General features: G+C 73.4%; 17 protein-coding genes and 1 tRNA gene. 3 read left to right on the top strand and 15 right to left on the bottom strand.

Translation table 11 applies throughout. The annotated features are described in order from the left end of the window. From ACFVNO_RS24870 to ACFVNO_RS24910, 9 genes are all read right to left on the bottom strand, one after another. The coding region (locus tag ACFVNO_RS24870; RefSeq protein ID WP_378896051.1) for a heavy metal translocating P-type ATPase at window positions 1-2,107 on the bottom strand (2,107 nt) is incomplete at its 3' end. Window positions 2,108-2,210: 103 nt separating this feature from the next. Next, the gene (locus tag ACFVNO_RS24875; RefSeq protein ID WP_378896053.1) at window positions 2,211-2,414 is read right to left on the bottom strand and encodes a heavy-metal-associated domain-containing protein; all 204 of its coding nucleotides are present in this window, start codon (window positions 2,412-2,414) and stop codon (window positions 2,211-2,213) included. A 188-nt stretch (window positions 2,415-2,602) separates the two neighbouring features. Next, window positions 2,603-3,202 (bottom strand): GNAT family N-acetyltransferase, encoded by a 600-nt coding sequence (locus ACFVNO_RS24880; protein WP_378896055.1) that lies wholly within the window; start codon window positions 3,200-3,202, stop codon window positions 2,603-2,605. Window positions 3,203-3,366: 164 nt separating this feature from the next. Then, a complete protein-coding gene (locus ACFVNO_RS24885; protein ID WP_220563598.1) occupies window positions 3,367-3,648 on the bottom strand; it encodes a GNAT family N-acetyltransferase in 282 nt (93 codons plus the stop codon). A 123-nt stretch (window positions 3,649-3,771) separates the two neighbouring features. After that, window positions 3,772-4,719, bottom strand: a complete 948-nt coding sequence (locus ACFVNO_RS24890; RefSeq protein WP_355267371.1) for a DUF5996 family protein — start codon at window positions 4,717-4,719, stop codon at window positions 3,772-3,774. A gap of 49 nt (window positions 4,720-4,768) precedes the next feature. Continuing rightward, window positions 4,769-5,521 (bottom strand): respiratory nitrate reductase subunit gamma, encoded by a 753-nt coding sequence (gene narI, locus ACFVNO_RS24895; protein WP_355267368.1) that lies wholly within the window; start codon window positions 5,519-5,521, stop codon window positions 4,769-4,771. Beyond that, window positions 5,518-6,321, bottom strand: a complete 804-nt coding sequence (narJ, locus tag ACFVNO_RS24900; RefSeq protein ID WP_378896058.1) for a nitrate reductase molybdenum cofactor assembly chaperone — start codon at window positions 6,319-6,321, stop codon at window positions 5,518-5,520. The genes narI and narJ overlap by 4 nt, the downstream gene beginning before the upstream one ends. Before the next feature lie 10 nt (window positions 6,322-6,331). Beyond that, on the bottom strand, window positions 6,332-8,017 hold the full coding sequence (narH, locus tag ACFVNO_RS24905) for a nitrate reductase subunit beta (RefSeq protein WP_355267388.1): 1,686 nt from the start codon (window positions 8,015-8,017) through the stop codon (window positions 6,332-6,334). Window positions 8,018-8,073: 56 nt separating this feature from the next. Beyond that, window positions 8,074-11,751 (bottom strand): nitrate reductase subunit alpha, encoded by a 3,678-nt coding sequence (locus ACFVNO_RS24910; protein ID WP_378896060.1) that lies wholly within the window; start codon window positions 11,749-11,751, stop codon window positions 8,074-8,076. 165 nt (window positions 11,752-11,916) lie between these two features. Here ACFVNO_RS24910 and ACFVNO_RS24915 point away from each other — a divergent pair, with 165 nt between their 5' ends. Next, entirely contained in the window at window positions 11,917-13,113 is a 1,197-nt protein-coding gene (locus ACFVNO_RS24915; protein ID WP_355267359.1) for an MFS transporter, read from the top strand. Between the two features lie 7 nt (window positions 13,114-13,120). Here ACFVNO_RS24915 and ACFVNO_RS24920 read toward each other — a convergent pair whose 3' ends face one another. After that, window positions 13,121-13,843, bottom strand: a complete 723-nt coding sequence (locus ACFVNO_RS24920) for an rRNA methyltransferase (RefSeq protein ID WP_220563604.1) — start codon at window positions 13,841-13,843, stop codon at window positions 13,121-13,123. Between the two features lie 60 nt (window positions 13,844-13,903). Next, a tRNA-Asp gene (locus tag ACFVNO_RS24925) sits at window positions 13,904-13,978 on the bottom strand. 66 nt (window positions 13,979-14,044) lie between these two features. On the opposite strand from ACFVNO_RS24925, the gene ACFVNO_RS24930 reads away from it, so the two are divergent. Next, window positions 14,045-14,497: an RNA-binding S4 domain-containing protein gene (locus ACFVNO_RS24930; protein ID WP_378896063.1), complete on the top strand. Its 453-nt coding sequence runs from the start codon at window positions 14,045-14,047 to the stop codon at window positions 14,495-14,497. A gap of 105 nt (window positions 14,498-14,602) precedes the next feature. On the opposite strand, the gene ACFVNO_RS24935 is transcribed toward ACFVNO_RS24930, so the two are convergent. From ACFVNO_RS24935 to ACFVNO_RS24950, 4 genes are all read right to left on the bottom strand, one after another. Next, window positions 14,603-15,400: an alpha/beta fold hydrolase gene (locus tag ACFVNO_RS24935; RefSeq protein ID WP_370634609.1), complete on the bottom strand. Its 798-nt coding sequence runs from the start codon at window positions 15,398-15,400 to the stop codon at window positions 14,603-14,605. Window positions 15,401-15,443: 43 nt separating this feature from the next. Next, window positions 15,444-16,241, bottom strand: a complete 798-nt coding sequence (locus ACFVNO_RS24940) for a nucleotidyltransferase domain-containing protein (protein WP_378896065.1) — start codon at window positions 16,239-16,241, stop codon at window positions 15,444-15,446. 65 nt (window positions 16,242-16,306) lie between these two features. Then, the gene (locus tag ACFVNO_RS24945; protein WP_355267348.1) at window positions 16,307-16,933 is read right to left on the bottom strand and encodes a DJ-1/PfpI family protein; all 627 of its coding nucleotides are present in this window, start codon (window positions 16,931-16,933) and stop codon (window positions 16,307-16,309) included. A gap of 223 nt (window positions 16,934-17,156) precedes the next feature. Further along, on the bottom strand, window positions 17,157-18,857 hold the full coding sequence (locus tag ACFVNO_RS24950; protein WP_355267345.1) for a helix-turn-helix domain-containing protein: 1,701 nt from the start codon (window positions 18,855-18,857) through the stop codon (window positions 17,157-17,159). 163 nt (window positions 18,858-19,020) lie between these two features. Between ACFVNO_RS24950 and ACFVNO_RS24955 the strand changes: the two genes are divergently transcribed. After that, window positions 19,021-20,130 (top strand): alcohol dehydrogenase catalytic domain-containing protein, encoded by a 1,110-nt coding sequence (locus ACFVNO_RS24955; RefSeq protein WP_355267342.1) that lies wholly within the window; start codon window positions 19,021-19,023, stop codon window positions 20,128-20,130. Window positions 20,131-20,141 lie beyond the last annotated feature (11 nt).

Below are 20,141 nucleotides of genomic sequence, written 5' to 3' on the forward strand. Positions count from 1 at the left end.
CGTTGTAGGCGAAGGCCCAGAAGAGGTTGCCCTTGATGGTGTTGAGGGTGCGGCGGGAGAGGCGGATGGCGTCGGCGGCGGCTCGCAGGTCGCCGCGCACGAGGGTGAGGTCGGATGCCTCGATGGCGACGTCGGTGCCGGTGCCCATGGCCAGGCCCAGGTCGGCGCGGGCCAGGGCGGCGGCGTCGTTGACGCCGTCGCCGACCATGGCCACGGTGCGTCCCTCGGCCTGGAGGCGTTCGACCACCGCGACCTTGTCCCGGGGCATGACCTCGGCGATGACCTCCTCGATGCCCACCTCGTCGGCCACCGTCCGGGCCACGGCCTCGTTGTCACCGGTCAACAGGATCGGGGTCAGACCCAGGGCGCGGAACTGCTCGACGGCCTGGGCGCTGGTGGGCTTGACGGTGTCGGAGACCACGAGAACACCCCGGGCGGCGCCGTCCCAGCCGACGGCGACGGCGGTGCGGCCCTGGTTCCGGGCCTCCTTCACCGCCTGGACGAGGTCCTCGCCCAGCGGCTGTGACCGCTCCCCGAGCAGCGCGGGACGGCCCACCAGGACGGTGCGGCCGTCGACGACGCCCTGCACGCCCAGGCCCTCGACGTTGGCGAAGTCCTCGGGGACCGGCAGGGTACCGCGGGCGGCGGCCGCGGTGGCGACGGCTTTGGCGATGGGGTGCTCGGAGGCGTTCTCCAGCGCCCCGGCCAGCCGCAGCACCTCGTCTCCGTCCTCGCCCTCGGCGGCGACGACCTCCACCAGCGCCATGGTGCCGGTGGTGACGGTGCCGGTCTTGTCCAACACGACCGTGTCGATGCCGCGGGTGGTCTCCAGGACCTCCGGGCCCTTGATGAGGATGCCCATCCGGGCGCCGCGTCCGGTGCCGACCATGAGGGCCATCGGCGTGGCCAGGCCCAGGGCGCAGGGGCAGGCGATGATGAGCACCGCGACCGCCGCGGTGAAGGCGGCGGTGGCGGGTTCTCCGACACCGATCCAGAAGCCGAGGGTGGCGACGGCGATCATGATGGCGACGGGGACGAAGACCCCCGAGACCCGGTCGGCGAGGCGCTGGACCTCGGCCTTGCCGTTCTGCGCGTCCTCGACCAGGCGGGCCATCTGCGCGAGCCGTGTGTCGGATCCGACACGGGAGGCGCGCACGACCAGGCGTCCGCCGGCGTTGACGGTGGCACCCACCACGGCGTCGCCGGGGCCGACCTCGACCGGCACGGACTCGCCGGTGAGCATGCTCATGTCGACGGCGGAGGTGCCCTCCTCCACGGTCCCGTCGGTGGCGACCTTCTCACCGGGCCGCACCACGAACCGGTCGCCCACCACGAGCCGGTCCACGGGCACGGCGACCTCGCGGTCACCGCGCAGGACGGCCGCCTCCTTGGCTCCCAGCTCCATGAGGGCGCGCAGGGCGGCGCCGGCCCGGCGCTTGGACCGGGCCTCGAAGTACTTGCCCAGGAGGATGAAGGAGGTGACCCCGGCGGCGACCTCCAGGTAGATGTTGGCGGAGCCGTCGGTGCGGGCGATGGTGAGCTCGAACGGGTGCGTCATGCCCGGCTCGCCCGCGGAGCCGAGGAACAGCGCGTACAGGGACCACAGGAACGCGGCGGAGACACCCAGCGAGACCAGGGTGTCCATGGTGGCGGTGCCGAGCCTGAGGTTCTTCCAGGCGGCGACGTGGAAGGGCAGCGCGCCCCACACGACGACCGGGGCGGCCAGCGCGAGCGAGGCCCACTGCCAGTAGGTGAACTGGAGCGCGGGGACCATCGCCATCGCGATGACCGGCACCGACAGCAGGAGGGAGACGGCGGCCCGGTCGCGCAGCGGCCGGGCCGGGTCGTCCGGCTCGGAGCCGGGCTCCGGCCCGGTCCGGGGAGGGCGGGGCACCTCGGCGGTGTACCCGGCCTTCTCGACCTGGGCGATCAGCTCCTCCACCGCCAGGGGCTCGCCGTCGAAGGAGACCCTGGCCTTCTCGGTGGCGAAGTTGACGGTGGCGGTGACGCCGTCCAGCCTGTTGAGGCGCTTCTCGACACGGTTGGCGCAGGCGGCACAGGTCATGCCGCCGATCGCCAGCTCGACCGGTGCGACCGGTGCGCTCATCCGTCCTGTCCCCCTCCTTCGGCGGGATACGGGTCCGGCCCGCGGGCCGGCTCCGGCCACGAGGCCGCGGGCGCCGCGCCCCGGCTCCGTGGCCGTCCGCGTCTCAGTCGCGCACCTCGTCGATGGCGGCGCGCACGGCGGCGTCGTCCACGGCGCCCTCGCCGGTGACGGTCACCTTCTTGGAGCCCAGGTCCACCTGGACGTCGGTGACGCCGGCGACCGTGCCGACCTCCTGGGTGATGGAGTTGACACAGTGGCCGCAGCTCATGCCGTCGACGGTGTAAACAGCGGTGGTCGTGGTGGCCATTTCGCCTCCTGTAGTGACGTGCGACTGTCCCAGCACGACCGACTATACCCCTAGGGGGTATGAATTCGTCAAGCGGAACCGCCCGCGATGAACGTGTCCCTCCGCACATTACCCCAGGGGGGTACCGGGTGGGCAAAGGAAGGGGGCCTCGGGCACGGCCCGGGCCCCCGTGCGAGCACCCCCGGGGGCTACTCCTGCTTCAGCTCCAGCCGGGCGATGATCCGTTCACTGGTGTGGTGGTCCGCCAGCGTGAAACCGGCCCGCCGGAACATCTCCACCGTTCCGGCGTACACCTCGGCGCTGGGCGCCCGGCCGCCGGCCGTGTCCACCGGGTAGGCCTCCAGCACCCGCGCCCCCTGCGCCCGGGCGTACTCGATCGCCCCGTCCAGCAGGCGGCCGCCCATCCCGCGGCGGCGGCGCCGCGGCGGCAGCCAGAAGCACACCAGGGACCACACCCCGGGCTCGCCCGGGTCGGCGGGGCGCAGCGTCCGGGACCGGGACAGCCGGATGTAGTCGCCGCGGGGCGCCACCGACACCCAGCCGCAGGGGCCCTCCTCGTCGTAGGCCAGCAGGCCCGGGATCCGGCCGTCGAGCGTGAGCCTGCGCAGCTCCTCCTTGTTGTCCGCACCCCGCCTGGACCGCTCGCACGTGGTGCTCTCCGTGTAGTCCTTGGCCCGCCTGCGGAAGAAGGTGCACCAGCAGTGCCCGTAGGCTCCGGTCGGCCCGAACAGGTTCTCCAGGTCGTCCCACCGCTCGGCGGTGGCGGGCTCGATGGAGACGATGGACATGGGGGGCTCCCTCTCGAACACAATGACCGCCACTGTGACCCAGAACACTAGCGGTCATTCGCCGTGACCGAAAGAACACGGATGCAATCACATGGACGGAAAATCACGAAAGCGCCCGCGCGTCCCCCTCATCCCGGTATCCCCTGCCGGGTGGGCGTTCCCGTTCACTGCACGAGGTCGGCGTACTCCTCGTTCTTGGCGATGTACGCCTGCGCGTAGGGGCAGACCGGCATGACCTTCAGCCCCTTGGCCCGCACGTCGTCCAGCGACCGGCGCATGAGCTCGGCCGCCACCCCGCGCCCCTGGTGGACGGGGTCCACCTCCACGTGGGGAAGCGCCAGCACCCCGTCCTCCAGGCGGTGGTAGGCCGAGAAGCCGACCACCTTCCCATCGACGCTGACCTCGTACCGCGAACGGTCCGGCACGTCGACGACCGTCAGGTCCATGGCTCTCCCTCGTCCGTGCGCGCCCGGTGCGCACACCTCACGAATGCCACTTTCCCACTCGGACCCCCCGCCCACACCCCGCCCCTCCTGCGGGCACGCCCCGGCGCCGGGCCCCGGACCCGCTCAGTCCCCGGTGCGCCCGCCCGCGTAGGGGTCGGTGATCCCCTGCGGGCACGCCAGCCCCGCGACGTCCCACCCGGCCAGGGTGGCCCCCGCCAGGTACGCGCTCTCCAGGAACTCGAGCACCGACCCGACCGGGTCCGCCTCCTTGCGCGCGTCCGCGTACCGGTACAGCGCCAGGTGCCCCGACCCGCTCTCCACCCACTCGGCGGCGGCCGGCCGCAGGCGCTGCTCCGTCAGCCCCTCCGGCTCCGGCGCGGTGTAGGAGTAGAAGCACGGCTCGGGGGTCTTGTCGTCGCCGAACCAGAAACCGGAGCTCACCACCTCCCGCGAGTACGCCTCGCGCACCAGGCCCCCGGCCTCCCGGGGCTGGCGCACCGGCTCCGGCGAGAACCGGGTGACCGCGATGTCGAAGGTGTGCCAGAAGTGGTGCACCGGGCTGGTCTTGCCGGAGAACCCGGAGGCGAACTCCTCCAGCACCAGGTTCACCCGGCTCAGCACCTGCCAGTACTTCAGCGCCTTGTCCGGGTCGTAGGCGGCGTGTTCGGTGTCCTGCGAGAACGGCCGCCCGTGGTCCGGCAGGTCGAACGGCGTGGCGTGGGGGATGCTCCCGTCGACCCCCAGCGAGTCCAGCGCCGACTGCAGCGCCAGGTAGAACGTCGCCACGCTCTGCCCCTGGAGCGGGAACGACGCCTCCTTCCCGTCCACCGTCGCGGCGACCAGCCGGTGCCGCACGAAGTCGAAGTCCACCGTGAAGACCGGGTTGCCGTCGGACAGCCCCATCGGCCGCGTCGTGACCCCGCTCCCCGTCAGGTGGAACGGCACGTTCCACCAGTGGTTGCGCCGCGGGCTGTGGTGCAGCCGCACCTTGCCGACGATCTGCTCGAACCGGTGGATGGTCTGCTTGGTGTCGTCCCACTCCTGGAGCGGGAACGCCGGAAAGATCTCCATGCTCGGCCTCCTCCTCGAAAGCCCGCGGGGCCGTGCTCCGGCCCCGCGGTCACCAGCCGCGGCGGCCGGCGCGCTCGGCCTGCCCGGCCCCGCCCGCGTGCACGTCCCGGGTGCGGTACAGCACGTACGGCCGGAAGAGGTATCCCACCGGCGCGCTGAACATGTGCACCAGGCGCGTGAACGGCAGCAGCGCGAACAGCGCCAGCCCCATCAGCGCGTGCACCCGGTACGGGAGCTCCGCCGCGGCCATGGCCGCGATGTCCGGGCTGAGGATCCAGATGGACCGGAACCACGGCGACACCGTCTCCCGGTAGTCCTGCGAGTGCCCGCCCGCGACCTCCACCCCGGCGAAGTACACCGTCATGCCCAGCCCGGTGAGGATCGCCAGCACCAGCACCAGGTACATGACCTTGTCGTTGGCGGTGGTGGCGCTGAACACCGGCCCGGTGGTGCGGCGGCGCCACACCAGCAGCGCCACCCCGGCGAGCGTGCACACCCCGGCGACCAGCCCCAGGGACAGCGCGGTCACGTGGTACAGGGTGTCGGAGACCCCCAGCGCACGCGTCCAGGACTCCGGGACGAGCAGGCCGACCACGTGGCCGACGATCACCACCAGCAGGCCGAAGTGGAACAGCGGGCTGCCGATGCGCAGCAGCCGCGACTCGTACAGCTCCGAGGACCGCGTGGTCCACCCGAACCGGTCGTAGCGGAACCGCCAGACCAGGCCGCCCACCACGATGACGAGCACGACGTAGGGGAGGATCCCCCACAGGAAGAGGTCGGCCCCGCCGTACCCGCTCACCGGGCCTCCCCGTCCCGGGCCGCGCGCGGGTGCGGCACCGGGCCGCGGCCCCCGTCCCCGCAACCGCCCGGCCCGGCGCCCGTGTCCACCACCGGCAGCGGGTTGCGCACCCCGTAGGGCTCCAGCCCGACGTCCTCGGCGGGCGGCCCCTGCGCGACCAGCCGGTCCGCCGCCTCCCGGTCGGCCGCGCGCTGCGGCGGCAGGGTCTGGAGGACCGCGTCCACCACACGCGCGTACGGCGTCCCGTACTCCTCCAGGGCCCGGGCCAGCAGGTCCAGCCCCGGCCGGAACCGCAGCAGCAGCTCCTCCCCCCGGGAGTCGGAGCCGCGGGCGGCGAACTCCAGCAGCACGGCCAGGTGGTCGGGCAGCTCGCCGGGGAGGACCTCCCAGCCCGCCTCCCGGTAGACCGCCTTGATCTCGGCCAGGGAGTGGCCGCGCCGCCGGGTGTCCCCGTCGGTGTAGTAGGTCATGTACAGCGACCTGCGCCGGCGCAGGTCGAAGACGTCGACGTAGTGGGCGCACAGCTCCAGCTCGGGTGTGGCGCAGGCGTGCTCGCAGAACTCGTGCAGGGCCTCGCGCACGGTCCCGCGGGGCAGTTCCGCGACCGCCAGGGCCACCAGCGGCAGCCGCTCGAAGAACGCCTGGTCGGGGTAGCCGAGCAGGATGGACGCCGCCTGGTGGGTGACCGCCCTGCGGTGCACCCGCCGTGCGGACCGGCCGGCTCCGAGCCAGCCCGTCCTCTCCCGCCCGGACGCCGGCGCGGTCCCCTCTGACCCGGTCCTGTCGGTGGTGGTGCTCATTGCAACCCCCTCACGCGGGGCGGCCGGAGCCGCCTCCGCCGTCGGTGTCGTGGTCGCCTGCACGGGGCGGGAAGAGCCCGTCGGGCCGGCCGTTCCCGTCCCAGTTGAGGAGGTTCACCCTCCCCCTCTTGGTGGTGTGCTCGTCGCTGGACTGCCGGTCCGACAGCGCGTGGAAGGTCTCGACCGAGGCCGCGTCGGGGCGCCCGGACGCCTCGCCGAACGGCACCCCGCCCATCCCGCCCATGCCGGGGCCGCCCTCGAAGTCGAGGCTGCACCCGATCTCGTCGATGACCCCCCGGTCGGCGTCGTCCACCCCGTAGGCCGTGGGGATGACGTAGCGCTCGTCGTACTTGGCCAGTGCCATCAGGCGGTACATGTCCTCGATGTCGCGGCCGCTCATGCCCACCGCCTCGGCGATGGACGCGTCGCGCTCCCGGCCGAGGTTGATCCGGCGCATGTACGAGCGCATGGCGGCCAGCCGGCGCAGCACCAGCCGCACCGGTTCCGGGTCGCCCGCCGTGAACAGCTCGGCCAGGTACTCCACGGGGATCCGCAGCGCGTCGATGGCGCCGAACAGGTTGCCGGCGTCCTCGCCGTCGTGCCCGGTCGAGGTGAGCGTGTCCACCACCGGCGACAGCGGCGGCACGTACCAGACCATCGGCATGGTGCGGTACTCCGGGTGCAGCGGCAGCGCCACCCCGAACCGCTTGGCCAGCGCGTACACCGGCGACCGGGACGCCGACTCCACCCACCGGTCCGGGATGCCGTCGCGGGCGGCGGCGGCGCGCACCGCCGGGTCGTCGGGGTCGAGGAACACGTCCAGCTGGGCCCGGTAGAGCTCCTTCTCGTCCTCCACGGCGGCGGCCTCCCCCACCCGGTCCGCGTCGTAGAGGACGACCCCCAGGTAGCGCAGCCGCCCCACACAGGTCTCGGAGCACACCGTCGGCATGCCCACCTCGACCCGGGGGTAGCAGAACGTGCACTTCTCGGCCTTGCCGGTCTTGTGGTTGAAGTAGATCTTCTTGTACGGGCAGCCGGTGACGCACATCCGCCAGCCCCGGCAGCGGTCCTGGTCCACCAGCACGATGCCGTCCTCGGCCCGCTTGTACAGGGCGCCGCTGGGGCAGGTGGCCACGCACGACGGGTTGAGGCAGTGCTCGCAGATGCGCGGCAGGTAGAACATGAAGGTCTCCTCGTAGGAGAACCTCACCCTGTCCCCGAGCTTCTTCACGATCGGGTCGTGCCGGGCCAGTTCCGGCCCGCCCGCCAGGTCGTCGTCCCAGTTGGCGCTCCAGGTGACCGGCATGGGGTCGCCGGTGAGCGCCGAACGCGGCGAGGCGACCGGGAAGTCATCGCCCAGCGGCGCGCTGAGGAGCGTGTCGTAGTCGTAGGTCCAGGGCTCGTAGTAGTCGTGGATGGAGGGCATCACCGGGTTGGCGAAGATCGTCGCCAGCCGTTTGAGCCGCCCTCCCGCCCGCGGCACCAGGCGCCCCCGGGGGGTGCGCACCCAGCCGCCCCGCCACTTCTCCTGGTCCTGGTAGGTGCGCGGGTACCCCTGGCCGGGCCGGGTCTCGACGTTGTTGAACCAGGCGTACTCCACACCGCTGCGGTTGGTCCACGCCTGCTTGCAGGTGACCGAGCAGGTGTGGCAGCCGATGCACTTGTCGAGGTTCATGACCATGGCGACCTGCGCCATGACGCGCCCGACGGGCCGCCGTCCCGCCCGCTCCCCGGCGCTCCCCTGCGCGGTGCTCACCGGTAACGCACCTCCGTCGTCCTTTTGCGCACGACGGTGACCTCGTCGCGCTGGTTGCCGGTCGGTCCGAGGTAGTTGAAGGCGTACGTGAACTGCGCGTACCCGCCGATGAGGTGGGTGGGCTTGACCAGCAGCCGGGTGAGCGAGTTGTGGATGCCGCCGCGGCGGCCCGTCGTCTCGGTCAGGGGCACGTCGATGGTCCGCTCCTGGGCGTGGTACATGTACACCGTCCCGGTGGGCATGCGGTGCGAGACCACCAGGCGGGCGGCGACCACGCCGTTGCGGTTGACCGCCTCGACCCAGTCGTTGTCGGCGGCGCCGATGGCCTCGGCGTCGGCCGTGCTCATCCAGATCGTGGGGCCGCCCCGGGACAGGGTCTGCATGAGCAGGTTGTCCTGGTACTCGGAGTGGATGGACCACTTGGAGTGCGGGGTCAGGTAGCGCACGACCACCTCGCGCCGGCCGGTAGGCCCGATCCGGGGCTCCCCGAACAGCCGGGAGATGTCCAGCGGCGGCCGGTACACCGGCAGCGCCTCGCCGAACTCGTGCATCCAGTCGTGGTCGAGGTAGAAGTGCTGGCGCCCGGTGAGGGTGTGCCAGGGCTTGTCGTGCTCCAGGTTGATCGTGAACGGCGAGTACCGGCGGTCGCTCGACTCCTTGCCGGACCACTCGGGGCTGGTGCCCACGGGCGTCGGACCGGTGCGGGCGTCGGCGAACACCACGCGCCGCTCGGCGGAGTGGGCGATGAGCTCGTCCATGTCGGTGCCGGTGCGCTCCGCGAGCCGCTCGAACCCCTGGGCGGCCAGCCGGCCGTTGCTGGTCCCCGACAGGGCGAGGATCATCTCGCACACCTTGACGTCGGTGTCCAGGGCGGGGCGGCCGTCCGCGACCCCGCCGTGCACCGTGCCGTTGCGCTCCCGCAGCCACTCCACCTCCTCGTCGGGGGTGAAGGACACGCCCTTGACCGGCAGCCCCTTGGTCTCGGCGAGCGGGCCCAGCGCCGCCATCTTCTGGGCGATCGCCGAGTAGTTGCGGCGCACCGCGACGATGCCGGGCATGGTGCGCCCCGGGACGGGGCGCACGCCCTCGGCCTTCCAGTCCGTCGGGACCCCGTGCGGCTGGGCGAGCTCCCCGGGTGTGTCGTGCTGGTGCGGGACCGCGACCAGGTCGGTGACCTCCCCCAGGTGCTCGGCGGCCAGGGTGCTGAACGCCTTGGCCAGCTCCTGGAAGATCGCGAAGTCGGTCCGGGCCTCCCAGGGCGGGTCGATCGCCGGGTTGAACGCGTGCACGTAGGGGTGCATGTCCGTGGTGGACAGGTCGTGCTTCTCGTACCAGGTCGCGGCCGGGAGCACGATGTCGGACAGCAGCGTGGTACTGGTCATCCGGAAGTCCATGGACAGCAGCAGGTCGAGCTTGCCCTCGGGGATCTCGTCGCGCCAGGTCACCTCGGCCGGCCGGTCGCCGGGGCCCGCGGGCTCGGCCCGGAGGTTGGAGTGGGTGCCCAGCAGGTGCCTGAGGAAGTACTCGTTGCCCTTGGCCGAGGAGCCGAACAGGTTGGACCGCCAGACGGTGAGGGTCCTGGGCCAGTTCGCCGGGTCGTCGGGGTCCTCCGCCGCGAACCGCAGCGTCCCCTCGGCCAGCTGGTCGGCCACGTACTCGGCGGGGTCCCTGCCCAGCTCGGCCGCCTCCTTGCCCAGGTGGACGGGGTTGCGGTTGAACGTGGGGAAGGACGGCATCCACCCCATCCGCGCCGAGGCCGCCACCAGGTCCGCGGTATGGCGGCCCCGCAGCCTCCCCGGTCCCAGCGGCGTGGTGAGGGCGTCGGCCCGGTAGGTGTCGTAGCGCCACTGGTCGGTGTGCGTGTACCAGTAGGAGGTCCCGGCCATGAACCGGGGCGGGCGCGACCAGTCCGTGCCGGAGGCGTAGGCCGCCCAGCCCGTGGCGGTACGGCACTTCTCCTGGCCGACGTAGTGCGCCCAGCCGCCGCCGTTGACCCCCTGGCAGCCGGTGAGCAGCAGCAGCGCCAGGAAGGCCCGATAGGCGTTCTCACCGTGGAACCACTGGTTGGTGCCCGCGCCCAGGATGATCATGGCGCGGCCCCCGCTCGCCTCGGCGGTGTCGGCGAACTCGCGGGCGATCCGCTCGGCCCGCTCGGCCGGGACCCCGGTCAGCTCGGCCTGCCAGGCGGGGGTGCAGGGCTGGGAGGCGTCGTCGTAGCCGGTGGGCCAGGTGCCGGGCAGGCCCGACCGCCCCACCCCGTACTGGGCCAGGACCAGGTCGAACACGGTGGTGACCAGGCGTCCGCCCACCCGGCGGACCGGCACGCCCCGGGTGAGGACGCCGGCCTCTCCGGTGGGGGTGTCGAACCGGGTCAGGGCGATCTCGACGGCCTCGGCGCCCTCCTCGTAGAAGGTCAGCTCCGGGACCCGCCCCTCCAGGCGCAGGTTCCACTTGCCGACGCCGTCCTCGCCCCACCGGTGCCCGAGGGTCCCGTTGGGCGCGTAGGGGGCGTCCTCCCCGCGCGGCCACACGACGGGCTTGAAGTCGGCGTTGGCGACGCCCTCGGCGCCCGGCAGGTCGGCCGCGGTGAGGAACTTGCCCGGTACCCGGCGCCCGTCCCTCTCCTCGACCTCCACCAGGAACGGCAGGTCGGTGTAGGTGCGCGCGTAGGAGTCGAACCGGTCGACGGTCGCGTCGACGAACCGCTCCCTGAGGATGACGTGGCCCATCGCCATGGCCAGCGCCCCGTCGGTGCCCGGGTGCGGGGCCAGCCACTCGTCGGCGAACTTGGTGGCGTCGCTGTAGTCCGGGGAGACCACCACGACCTTCTGGCCCCGGTAGCGGGCCTCCGCCATCCAGTGCGCGTCCGGCGTGCGGGTGACCGGCACGTTGGAGCCCCACAGCACCAGGTAGGCGGCGTCCCACCAGTCCCCCGACTCGGGGACGTCGGTCTGGTCGCCGAACACCTGCGGTGACGCCACCGGCAGGTCGGCGTACCAGTCGTAGAACGACAGCATGGAGCCGCCGACCAGGTTGACGAACCGGGCGCCCGCCCCGTGGGAGACCATCGACATCGCCGGGATGGGCGAGAAGCCCGCGATCCGGTCCGGGCCGTAGCGCTTGATCGTCAGCACGTGCGAGGCGGCCGCGATCTCCAGCGCCTCCGCCCAGGTGGTGCGCACCAGGCCGCCCTTGCCGCGGGCCCGCTGGTAGCGGCGGCGCTTGGCGGGGTCGGTGGTGATCTCCTCCCAGGCCGCGACCGGGTCGCCCAGCCGGCCCTTCGCCTCCCGGTACATCTCGGCCAGCACCCCCCGCACGTAGGGGTAGCGGACGCGGGTCGGCGAATAGGTGTACCAGGAGAAGGCGGCACCGCGCGGACAGCCCCGGGGCTCGTATTCGGGGCGGTCGGGACCCACCGACGGATAATCGGTCGCCTGGGTTTCCCAAGTGATGATCCCGTCTTTTACATAGACATCCCAAGAACAGGAACCCGTGCAGTTGACACCGTGCGTGGAACGCACGACGCGGTCGTGGCTCCAGCGGTCCCGGTAGAAGACGTCACCTTCACGGCCACCCTTTCTGACCTGGGCGCGGTTCCCGTCCAGGGACTCCGATCCGGTCAGGTAGGTACCGAGGCGGAGCAGCGAGTCGCTCGCTTTGCCATTTGCCGCCATGAAGATGACACCCCGTTCAACAGCGCACTTCCCGCACCCGCCACATTCCGTTAATGAATATGCCTGTTCGGCTCGGAAAGTCACGCTTCCCACACCGGTTCGGGCGACAATCGCGGCAGATCCATTCGAATCGCCGAGATCGGTGCCGAAAGACGGGGAGCCGCCATGCGAGCGGAAGTCGGGCGACGGGCGACGCGTTCCGGTACGGCGGGCGGCAACCTCGCCCTGGCCACTGCCGCGTTCGCGCTGACGTTCTGGGCGTGGAACCTCATCGCACCGCTGTCCAAGACCTACTCGGAGAACCTGGGGCTGTCCCCGACGCAGACGTCCCTCCTGGTGGCGTTCCCCGTCCTGGTGGGCTCGCTGGGGCGCATCCCCGTCGGGGCGCTCACCGACCGCTACGGCGGTCGGGTGATGTTCACGGCGGTCTGCCTCGTCAGCATCGTCCCGACGTTCCTGGTCGGCCTGTCCGGCGGGTCGTTCGGGATGCTGCTGCTGTGGGGCTTCTTCCTGGGGGTCGCGGGCACGTCGTTCGCGGTCGGCATCCCGTTCGTCAACGCCTGGTACGACGCGAACCGACGCGGGTTCGCCACCGGCGTGTTCGGCGCGGGCATGGGCGGCACGGCGCTGTCGGCGTTCCTCACCCCGCGCCTGGTCGAGGCGGTGGGGCTGTTCACCACCCACCTGCTGATGTGCGCGGCGCTCGCCGTGATGGGCGCGGTCATGTGGTTCTTCTGCCGCAACGCGCCCGGGTGGACCCCGCGCACCGGGCCCTCGCTGCCGCGCATGCGCGAGGCCATGCGGCTCAGGGCCACCTGGCAGGCGTCGCTGCTGTACGCGGTGGCCTTCGGCGGCTTCGTGGCCTTCTCCACCTACCTGCCGACGCTGCTGACGCTGTCCTACGACTACCTGCAGTCGGACGCGGGCATGCGCACCGCCGGGTTCGCCGTCGCGGCGGTGGCGGCGCGGCCGGCGGGCGGCATCCTCTCGGACCGCATCGGCGCGGTGAAGGTGTGCCTGATCTCGTTCTTCGGCACCGCGGCGTGCGCCGTCATCCTGGCCCTGCACCCGCCGGCGGAGTTCCCGGCCGGGGTGTCGTTCGTGCTCATCGCGATCACCCTGGGCCTGGGCACCGGCGGTGTGTTCGCGCTGGTGGCCAAGCTGGTGGAGCCGTCCCGGGTGGGCACCGTGACCGGCCTGGTCGGCGCGGCCGGCGGGCTGGGCGGGTACTTCCCGCCGCTGGTGATGGGCGTGATCTACCAGGCGACGGGCGCCTACACCATCGGCTTCGTGCTGCTGGCCCTGGTGGCGCTGGCGGTGGGCCTGTACACCTCGCGGGCGTTCAAGGAGGCGTCGGGCTGACGCGGGCTCAGGCGACGTCCCGGGCGCGCACCAGCACCGCCGCCCGGACGCCGACCCTGACCCGCTCCAGGGCGCGCACACCCTCGGGCAGGGGGACCCGGCGCGTGCGGGCCGTCACGACGATGACGGCCCCGGGGGGCAGGGCCCGGCCCAGCGAGGCGAGCAGGGCGCCCACCGGGTCCTCCCCTGGCGCCTCGCCCGCCCAGGCGGTCATCTCGCCGTAGGGGACGTCGGTGACGACCAGGTCGGCGGCCACCGGTCCGGGGTCGGAGAACACGTCGGCGACGGCCGCCTCGTGCGGCAGGTCGCCCCCGGCCCGGGCCAGTCCCCGCGCCAGTCCGCGGGCGTCCTCCGCCCGCTCGACGAAGGAGGGGCGGCCGAAGTCGCGGGCCGACCTGCGCAGCTCCTCCTCGCGCTCGGCCAGTCCCTCGGCGGTCAGCAGCCGCAGGTTGCGCCCGGCCAGCTCCACCGCGTCGGGGTCGACGTCGGTGGCGCGCACCGAGGCGATCCGCTCCCGGTGCAGCAGGCCCAGGACGGTGGCGAGGTAGCCGCTCCCGCAGCAGGGGTCCCACAGCCGTACGGCCGGGAGCCCGGTGTGCACCGCGGCCCGCTGGAAGAGCTCGTCGGCCAGGCGTACGGGGAACCCCGGGAACCCGGGGGCCGAGCGGAGCACGTGGCCGCTCGCGAGCGCCGAGTGGTCGGTGCGCTCGACCGCGTACCGGTACGTCATCGTGTTCCTCCCCGGACAACGGTGAAGGCCCGGCGTCCTGGGACACCGGGCCTTCGCGTGCGGTCCTGACGGGATTTGAACCCGCGGCCTCCACCTTGACAGGGTGGCGAGCACTCCTAACTGCTCCACAGGACCTCGTTGCAGGTACAACTCTAGCGTGACTTCGGAGTGGTTCGTACCGCCGTCCCCATAAAGTGACTCATGACGCCCCGAAAGCCCGTCCGAACCGAAGGAGCCGCACACGTGAGCGACGCAGTCCCCCTCCCGTCCGGTCCCGACAGCACCCGGGTCGACCGCTGGCTGTGGGCCGTCCGCCTCACCAAGACCCGCTCCGACGCGGCCCAGGCCTGCCGGGGCGGCCACGTGCGGGTCAACGACCGCCCGGCCAAGCCCGCCTCCACGGTGAAGGTCGGCGACGAGGTGCGGGTGCGGCTGCACGGCACCACACGGATCGTGGAGGTCGGGCACGTGCTGGAGAAGCGGGTGGCCGCGCCGATCGCGGTCCGCTGCTACGTGGACAACACCCCCGAGCTCCCGCCGCAGGCGACGATCCCGGTGATCCGCCGCGACCGGGGCGCGGGACGGCCCACCAAGAAGGACCGGCGCCTGCTGGACCGGCTGCGCAGCGACCTGCCGCCGCCCCCGACCCCCTGAGGCCCCCGGGGCCGACGGCCGCGACGCCTTCGCCCCGGACGGGCGCCGACGCCGTCCGCGGACGGGCCGCCGCGTGGGGCGGGCCGCGGCCGCGGAGGCTGTCCGCTAGAGGGGGTGGGCGGCGAGGAAGTCGAGGACCTCGCGGGTGGCCTTGGGCCCGCCCTCGTGCAGGTAGCCGTGGCGCAGCCCGGGCAGCACCAGCAGGCGCGCGTCCGGGACGCGTTCGGCCAGCAGGACCGCGTTGCCGACCGGGGTGAGCTCGTCGTCCTCGCCGTGGACGACCAGCGTCGGCGCCTGGACGTCCGGCAGCAGGTCCCAGCCGTCGTGCTCGGAGCTCGCCCCGAAGTGCAGGCGCTGGGCGCGCAGCGGGCCGCGCGGCAGGATGCGGGCGACGGTGTCCGGGTGCGCGTCCGCCCACTGCGGGGTGTAGAACAGCGGGCCGATCTTCCGCGCGCCCGCGGCGGTGCTCGCCTGGCGCAGGGCCAGGGTGGACTCGCGGGGCCGCTCCACCTCGTTCGGGCCGCCCGGGGCGGTGGCGCCCAGGACCAGGGCCCCCACGCGCTCGGGGTGGGCGGCCGCCATCCGCTGAGCGACCTTGCCGCCCATCGAGAACCCGTAGACGTGGGCGCGCCCGATGTCGAGCGCGTCCAGCACCTCCAGCGCGTCCCGGACGAACAGGTCCAGGGAGTACGGGGAGTCGAGCGGGGCGTCGCTGCCGCCGGTGCCCCGGAAGTCCGTCCGGACCACCCGGTGCCGTTCGGCCAGGGCGGCGTGCGGCCCGTCCCACATCTCGTGGTCGAGGGCCTGGCCGTTGAAGAGCAGGAGGGGGTCGCCCTCGCCGAGGACGTCGTACCAGATGCGGGTTCCGTCGGAAACGGTCACGTGGCTCACGGAACCGGACACTACTCGAAGAAACGCCCACCGGCCGTGGCCCCGGTCACCTCCGTCACCTCGGCGTCTTCACGCCGTGGGCCCGGCGGTACTCCTCGGCGACGCTCGGTGCGAGGTCGTCGGTGATCATCCGCAGCAGCCCCCGGTCGGGGACGGGGTCCAGGGCCGCGGCGGCGGTGCGCCGCAGGTCGGCGGTCCAGCGCGGGTGGTACCGGGCGACGATCTCCGCCGAGCGTTCCAGGTCGCTGGTCCAGCCGCCCCAGTACGGCATGACCAGGGTGAACGCGCTGCGGATGGTCTTGCGGGCGGCCCGGCGCACCACGGCGCGCGGGTCCTCCCCGCCGTCGGCGGCCGCCCGCCAGCGTTCGGGGAACAGGTGCAGGTCGCCGTTGGTCTCCCGGGCCAGCAGGGAGGTGGGGCGGTAGGCGGGGAGCTCGTCGGCGAGGTCGGCCCCCAGCATCGGGGTGCACAGGCAGGCGACGAAGAATCCGTTGTCGTCGGGGTCGGCGCGGACCGCCGCCGCGTCCTCCAGCAGGATGCCCGCCCCGTCGATCTGCTCGAAGGCGGCGTCCAGTTCCGCCTCGATCCTCCGGGCCGCCTCCCGGTCGGCGCCGGTGGGCGGCTCGTGGAACACCAGCATCAGGTCCAGGTCGGAGCGGCCCGGCCGGGCCGTCCCGCGGGGGATGCTGCCGTACAGGTAGACGCCGTGCAGGGCGTCCCCGTAGGCCGCGGTGATCCGCTCCCGGGCGGCCTCGACCACCGGGGCGAACACCGGGGCCACACGGTCCATGGCGCCCTCGCGCGCGATCGTCCCGTCGGGGTTCAGCCCCTTGTCCGCACCGTTCTCGTCCATGGCGCCCAGCCTGCCGGAACGGCCGCCGCGCCCGCAACGCGATTCCCGGCCGGGCGGCGCGGGCGTCAGGAGGCGTCCGCCCCGGCGGGGAGCGGGGGCTCGTCGGCGAGGTAGGGAGGGGCCGGCTCGTACTGGATCAGCCGGCTCACGGTGCGCGCGTGGTCGCGCCCGTACAGCCGCCCCACCAGCCACAGGGACATGTCGATCCCGGCGGACACGCCCTGGCTGGTCACCAGGTCCCCGTCGACGACGTACCGGGCGTCGCGGACCACGGTCACGTCGCCGAGGGCCTCCAGCCCGTCCTCCCAGGCACGGTGCGTGGCCACGCGCCGCCCGCGCGCGGGGCCCGCCGCGTGCAGGAGGTAGGCGCCCGTGCACACCGAGGCGGTCCAGTCCGCCGCGGCCGAGGCCGCGGCCACCCAGCCGGTCACGGCGGGGTTCGCCGACGCCGTCGTGCGCGCCCCGGCGCCGCCCGGCACGACCAGCACGTCCAGCGGGGGGTGGTCGCCGAAGGCGTGGTCCGGCAGGACGCGCAGGCCCTTGGCGCACCGGACCGCGTCGCCGGTCTCCGCGATGAGCAGGACGCGGTCGCCGCGGTCCCGCACCAGGGCCGAGGTGGCCAGCACCTCCCAGGGGCCGGCGAAGTCGAGTTCCTCGACCCCGTCGAAGACCAGGATGCCGTAGGTGGTCATGCGCGCTCCCTCGTTGTCCGGAACCTGCCGCGGCGGTCGGCCGACCCCCGGCGGCGGGGGCGGCGCGTCCCGTGCTCCGAGCCTTCCGCCGCGCGCCCGGGGGCGTCAATGACGGGTACCCCACGATTCAGGCCACCGGCGGTGCCGACCTGCACGGAGGCCGGGCGGCGCCGAGGCCGGGCGGCACGGCCGCGGGAGGGCGCTGGAGGGCGCGGCTCCCGGGTCAGCCGGGCGGCGCGGTCCCCGGGTCCGTCCGCCGCGCCGTGCCCCCGGGGCGGCGCAGGCCGACCTGGGCGTCGCGCACCTGGAGCGCCAGGTGCGTCTCCAGGCGGCGCGGCGAGGCGTCCCAGCCCGGGCCGAGCAGGGCGCCGATCCGGGTGAGCCGCTGCCGCACGGTGTTGCGGTGCAGGTGCAGCAGCTCGGCCACCCGGGCGACGCTGCCGTCGGTCTCCAGGTAGTAGAAGGCGGTGCGGGCCAGCTCGGTGCCCCGCTCCCGGTCGTAGGCCAGCAGCGGGTCGACGCCGCGGGTGAGCGACTCCGGCAGTCCCCCGGTACGGGCCAGGTCGAGGATCGCGTGGACCATGCCCAGCCGGTCGCCGTCGAGCACCCCGTCCCGGTCCAGGGTGATGAGCGATCCGAGCGCGAGCGAGGCCCGCCGGTGCGCGTCGGGCAGGTCCCCCGGGGCCGTGACCGGGCCCGCCGCACCGGCCCGCAGCGGTCGGCCCTGGCCGGCGAACGCCGTACGCAGCCTGTTCTCCCAGTCGGGCGAGGCGGTCACCAGGCACAGGTGGTCGGAGTGCGCGGTCATCACGGTCCGGCCGAGGGCCGACCGCAGGACCTGCCGGTACCGCCGCGCCTGCGCGGCGGGCACGTCCAGGGCCACGCACCACAGGCGGTCGTCGGTGTGCAGGCCCCAGCGGCGCATCCGCCGCTCCAGCCGGTCGTGCGGGAGGCCGGTCCCGGAGAGGAGGTCGTCGATCAGCTCGTCCTGGCCGCGCAGGTCGGTGTCCTCCTCGGCCCGGCTGAAGAGCAGGGCCAGGGCGGCGTGGACGGCGACCCTCTCCAGCAGCGCCCTGCCGTCCGCGCCCAGGACCGGCCCCGTGTGCAGGCTGCCCAGGGTCTCGGCCGCCGCGGTGACCGCGACGGCGGTCCCGGACTCGGGGACCCCGCCGGCCGGGTCCGCGGTCGTGGCGATCAGCGCGCCCGAGGTGTCCCGCAGGTACAGGTCGTCGTCGAGCGCTCCCCGCCCCACGGTGAGGACCCGCCCGACGTCGGGGGACACCATGACCGCGTCCAGCAGCCTGCGGTCCAGTTCCAGGATCCGGGTGGCCAGTTGCAGCTCGGCGGCGCTGCGCTTGTGCTCGGCGTTGAACAGCTCCGCCTGGCGGGCCGTCTCCTCGAAGCGCAGCGAGTTGTCGATCGCCACCGCGGCCTGCTTGGCGATCGACTCGACGCAGCTGACCTCCTCCGGCCCGAAGCGGCGCGCACGGCGCTCGGCCACGATGAGCGCGCCGATCACGCGCCCCGCGACCGTCAGGGGCGCGCCCATGATCGTCTCCACCGCCTCCGCGCGCACGATCTCGTCCACCTCGGGGTCGTGTACGACCGAGGCGTCGTCCAGGTACGCGGTGGTCTGGAAGGGCGCCAGGCCGGTGGCCACCTGTCCCAGCACCCCGACCCCGAGCGGCATCCGCAGGGCGCGGTACGCGGGTGTGGTGACGCCGTCGGACTGGCGGATGTAGGTGTCGCCGCGCTCGGGGTCGTTGAGGCTGATGTAGGCCATGTCCGCGCCGACGACGGCGCGGGTACGGCGGACGATCGCCTGGAGGACGGCCTCCACGTCCCGCAGGGCCGCGAGGTCGGTGGCCGTGTCGAGCAGGACGCGCAGCAGGTCCTCGCGGGAACGCCGCATGGTGTGCTCCATGCACACATCGTAGGAGGATCAATGGCCTCCAGCACATCGTGTGCTACATCACCGGCCCGTTAACTTTCTGTAAGTTGCCTGGTCAAGCCGCATATGTCGGTTCCGACCGGGCTTCCGCTCGTCTTGAGGCGTACGCGGACCACACGAGAAAGGACGGACGACGATGCGGATCACCGGAGCGGTGCTGGAGCGGATCGGGATGCCGCGGCCGTACGCCGGCTCGGCTCCCGTCAGCGTGACGCGACTGGAGCTGGACGATCCGGGGCCGACCGAGGTGCGGGTGCGGATCGAGGCGGCCGGGGTGTGCCATTCGGACCTGTCGGTGCTCGACGGCAACCGCGTCCGCCCGGTCCCCATGCTCCTCGGCCACGAGGCCGCCGGCCGGGTCGAGGCCGTCGGCTCCGAGGTGACCGACCTCGCCGTGGGCCGCCGCGTCGTCATGGCCTTCCTCCCCCGCTGCGGTGACTGCGACGGCTGCCGCACCGACGGCCGCCTCCCCTGCGGGCCGGGCAGCGTCGCCAACAACGAGGGGCGCCTGCTGAACGGCGGCCGGCGCCTCACCCGCGACGGCGAGACCGTCCACCACCACCTGGGGGTCTCCGGCTTCGCGACCCACGCCGTGGTGGACCGCGCCTCGCTGGTCCCCGTGGACGACGACGTCCCCGCGGAGGTCGCGGCGGTCCTCGGCTGTGCCGTGCTCACCGGCGGCGGCGCGCTGCTCAACGCGGTGCGGGCCGGGGAGGGCGAGAGCGTCATGGTCGTGGGCCTGGGCGGTGTCGGCATGGCCGCGCTGCTGGCCGCCGCGGCGCAGGTGACCGGCGACGTCATCGCCGTCGACACGGTCCCCGAGAAGCTGGAGCTGGCCCGGGAGCTGGGCGCCACCCGCGCCTACACCCCGGAGGAGGTGTCCGCGCAGGGCATCAGGGCGTCCCACGTCATCGAGTGCGCCGGGCACCCGCGCGCGTTCGAGACCGCGTTCGCGGCCACGGCCCCGGGCGGCCGCACGGTGACCGTCGGCCTTCCCGGCCCCGACGCGACGGCACGGCTCTCCCCGCTCACCATGACCGCCGAGGCGCGCACCGTCATCGGCTCCTACCTGGGCTCGGCCGTCCCGGCCCGGGACATCCCGACCTTCGCCCAGTGGTGGCGCGAGGGCCGCCTGCCCGTGGAGCGGCTCATCAGCCGCCGGATCCGCCTGGACGAGATCAACGAGGCCATGGACGAGCTCGCCGACGGAAAGGCCGTGCGCCAGGTCATCGTCTTCGACGAGTGACCCGGCGATCC

Source organism: Nocardiopsis sp. NPDC057823, assembly GCF_042797335.1.
Taxonomy (GTDB): domain Bacteria; phylum Actinomycetota; class Actinomycetes; order Streptosporangiales; family Streptosporangiaceae; genus Nocardiopsis; species Nocardiopsis changdeensis.

Bases quoted from the DNA above. Each gene is read 5' to 3' on its own strand.
- ACFVNO_RS24875 (WP_378896053.1), bottom strand. From the start codon at position 2,414: ATGGCCACCACGACCACCGCTGTTTACACCGTCGACGGCATGAGCTGC.
- ACFVNO_RS24880 (WP_378896055.1), bottom strand. From the start codon at position 3,202: ATGTCCATCGTCTCCATCGAGCCCGCCACCGCCGAGCGGTGGGACGAC.
- ACFVNO_RS24885 (WP_220563598.1), bottom strand. From the start codon at position 3,648: ATGGACCTGACGGTCGTCGACGTGCCGGACCGTTCGCGGTACGAGGTC.
- ACFVNO_RS24890 (WP_355267371.1), bottom strand. From the start codon at position 4,719: ATGGAGATCTTTCCGGCGTTCCCGCTCCAGGAGTGGGACGACACCAAG.
- narJ (WP_378896058.1), bottom strand. From the start codon at position 6,321: ATGAGCACCACCACCGACAGGACCGGGTCAGAGGGGACCGCGCCGGCG.
- narH (WP_355267388.1), bottom strand. From the start codon at position 8,017: ATGGCGCAGGTCGCCATGGTCATGAACCTCGACAAGTGCATCGGCTGC.
- ACFVNO_RS24910 (WP_378896060.1), bottom strand. From the start codon at position 11,751: ATGGCGGCAAATGGCAAAGCGAGCGACTCGCTGCTCCGCCTCGGTACC.
- ACFVNO_RS24915 (WP_355267359.1), top strand. From the start codon at position 11,917: ATGCGAGCGGAAGTCGGGCGACGGGCGACGCGTTCCGGTACGGCGGGC.
- ACFVNO_RS24920 (WP_220563604.1), bottom strand. From the start codon at position 13,843: ATGACGTACCGGTACGCGGTCGAGCGCACCGACCACTCGGCGCTCGCG.
- ACFVNO_RS24930 (WP_378896063.1), top strand. From the start codon at position 14,045: ATGACGCCCCGAAAGCCCGTCCGAACCGAAGGAGCCGCACACGTGAGC.
- ACFVNO_RS24940 (WP_378896065.1), bottom strand. From the start codon at position 16,241: ATGGACGAGAACGGTGCGGACAAGGGGCTGAACCCCGACGGGACGATC.
- ACFVNO_RS24945 (WP_355267348.1), bottom strand. From the start codon at position 16,933: ATGACCACCTACGGCATCCTGGTCTTCGACGGGGTCGAGGAACTCGAC.
- ACFVNO_RS24950 (WP_355267345.1), bottom strand. From the start codon at position 18,857: ATGGAGCACACCATGCGGCGTTCCCGCGAGGACCTGCTGCGCGTCCTG.
- ACFVNO_RS24955 (WP_355267342.1), top strand. From the start codon at position 19,021: ATGCGGATCACCGGAGCGGTGCTGGAGCGGATCGGGATGCCGCGGCCG.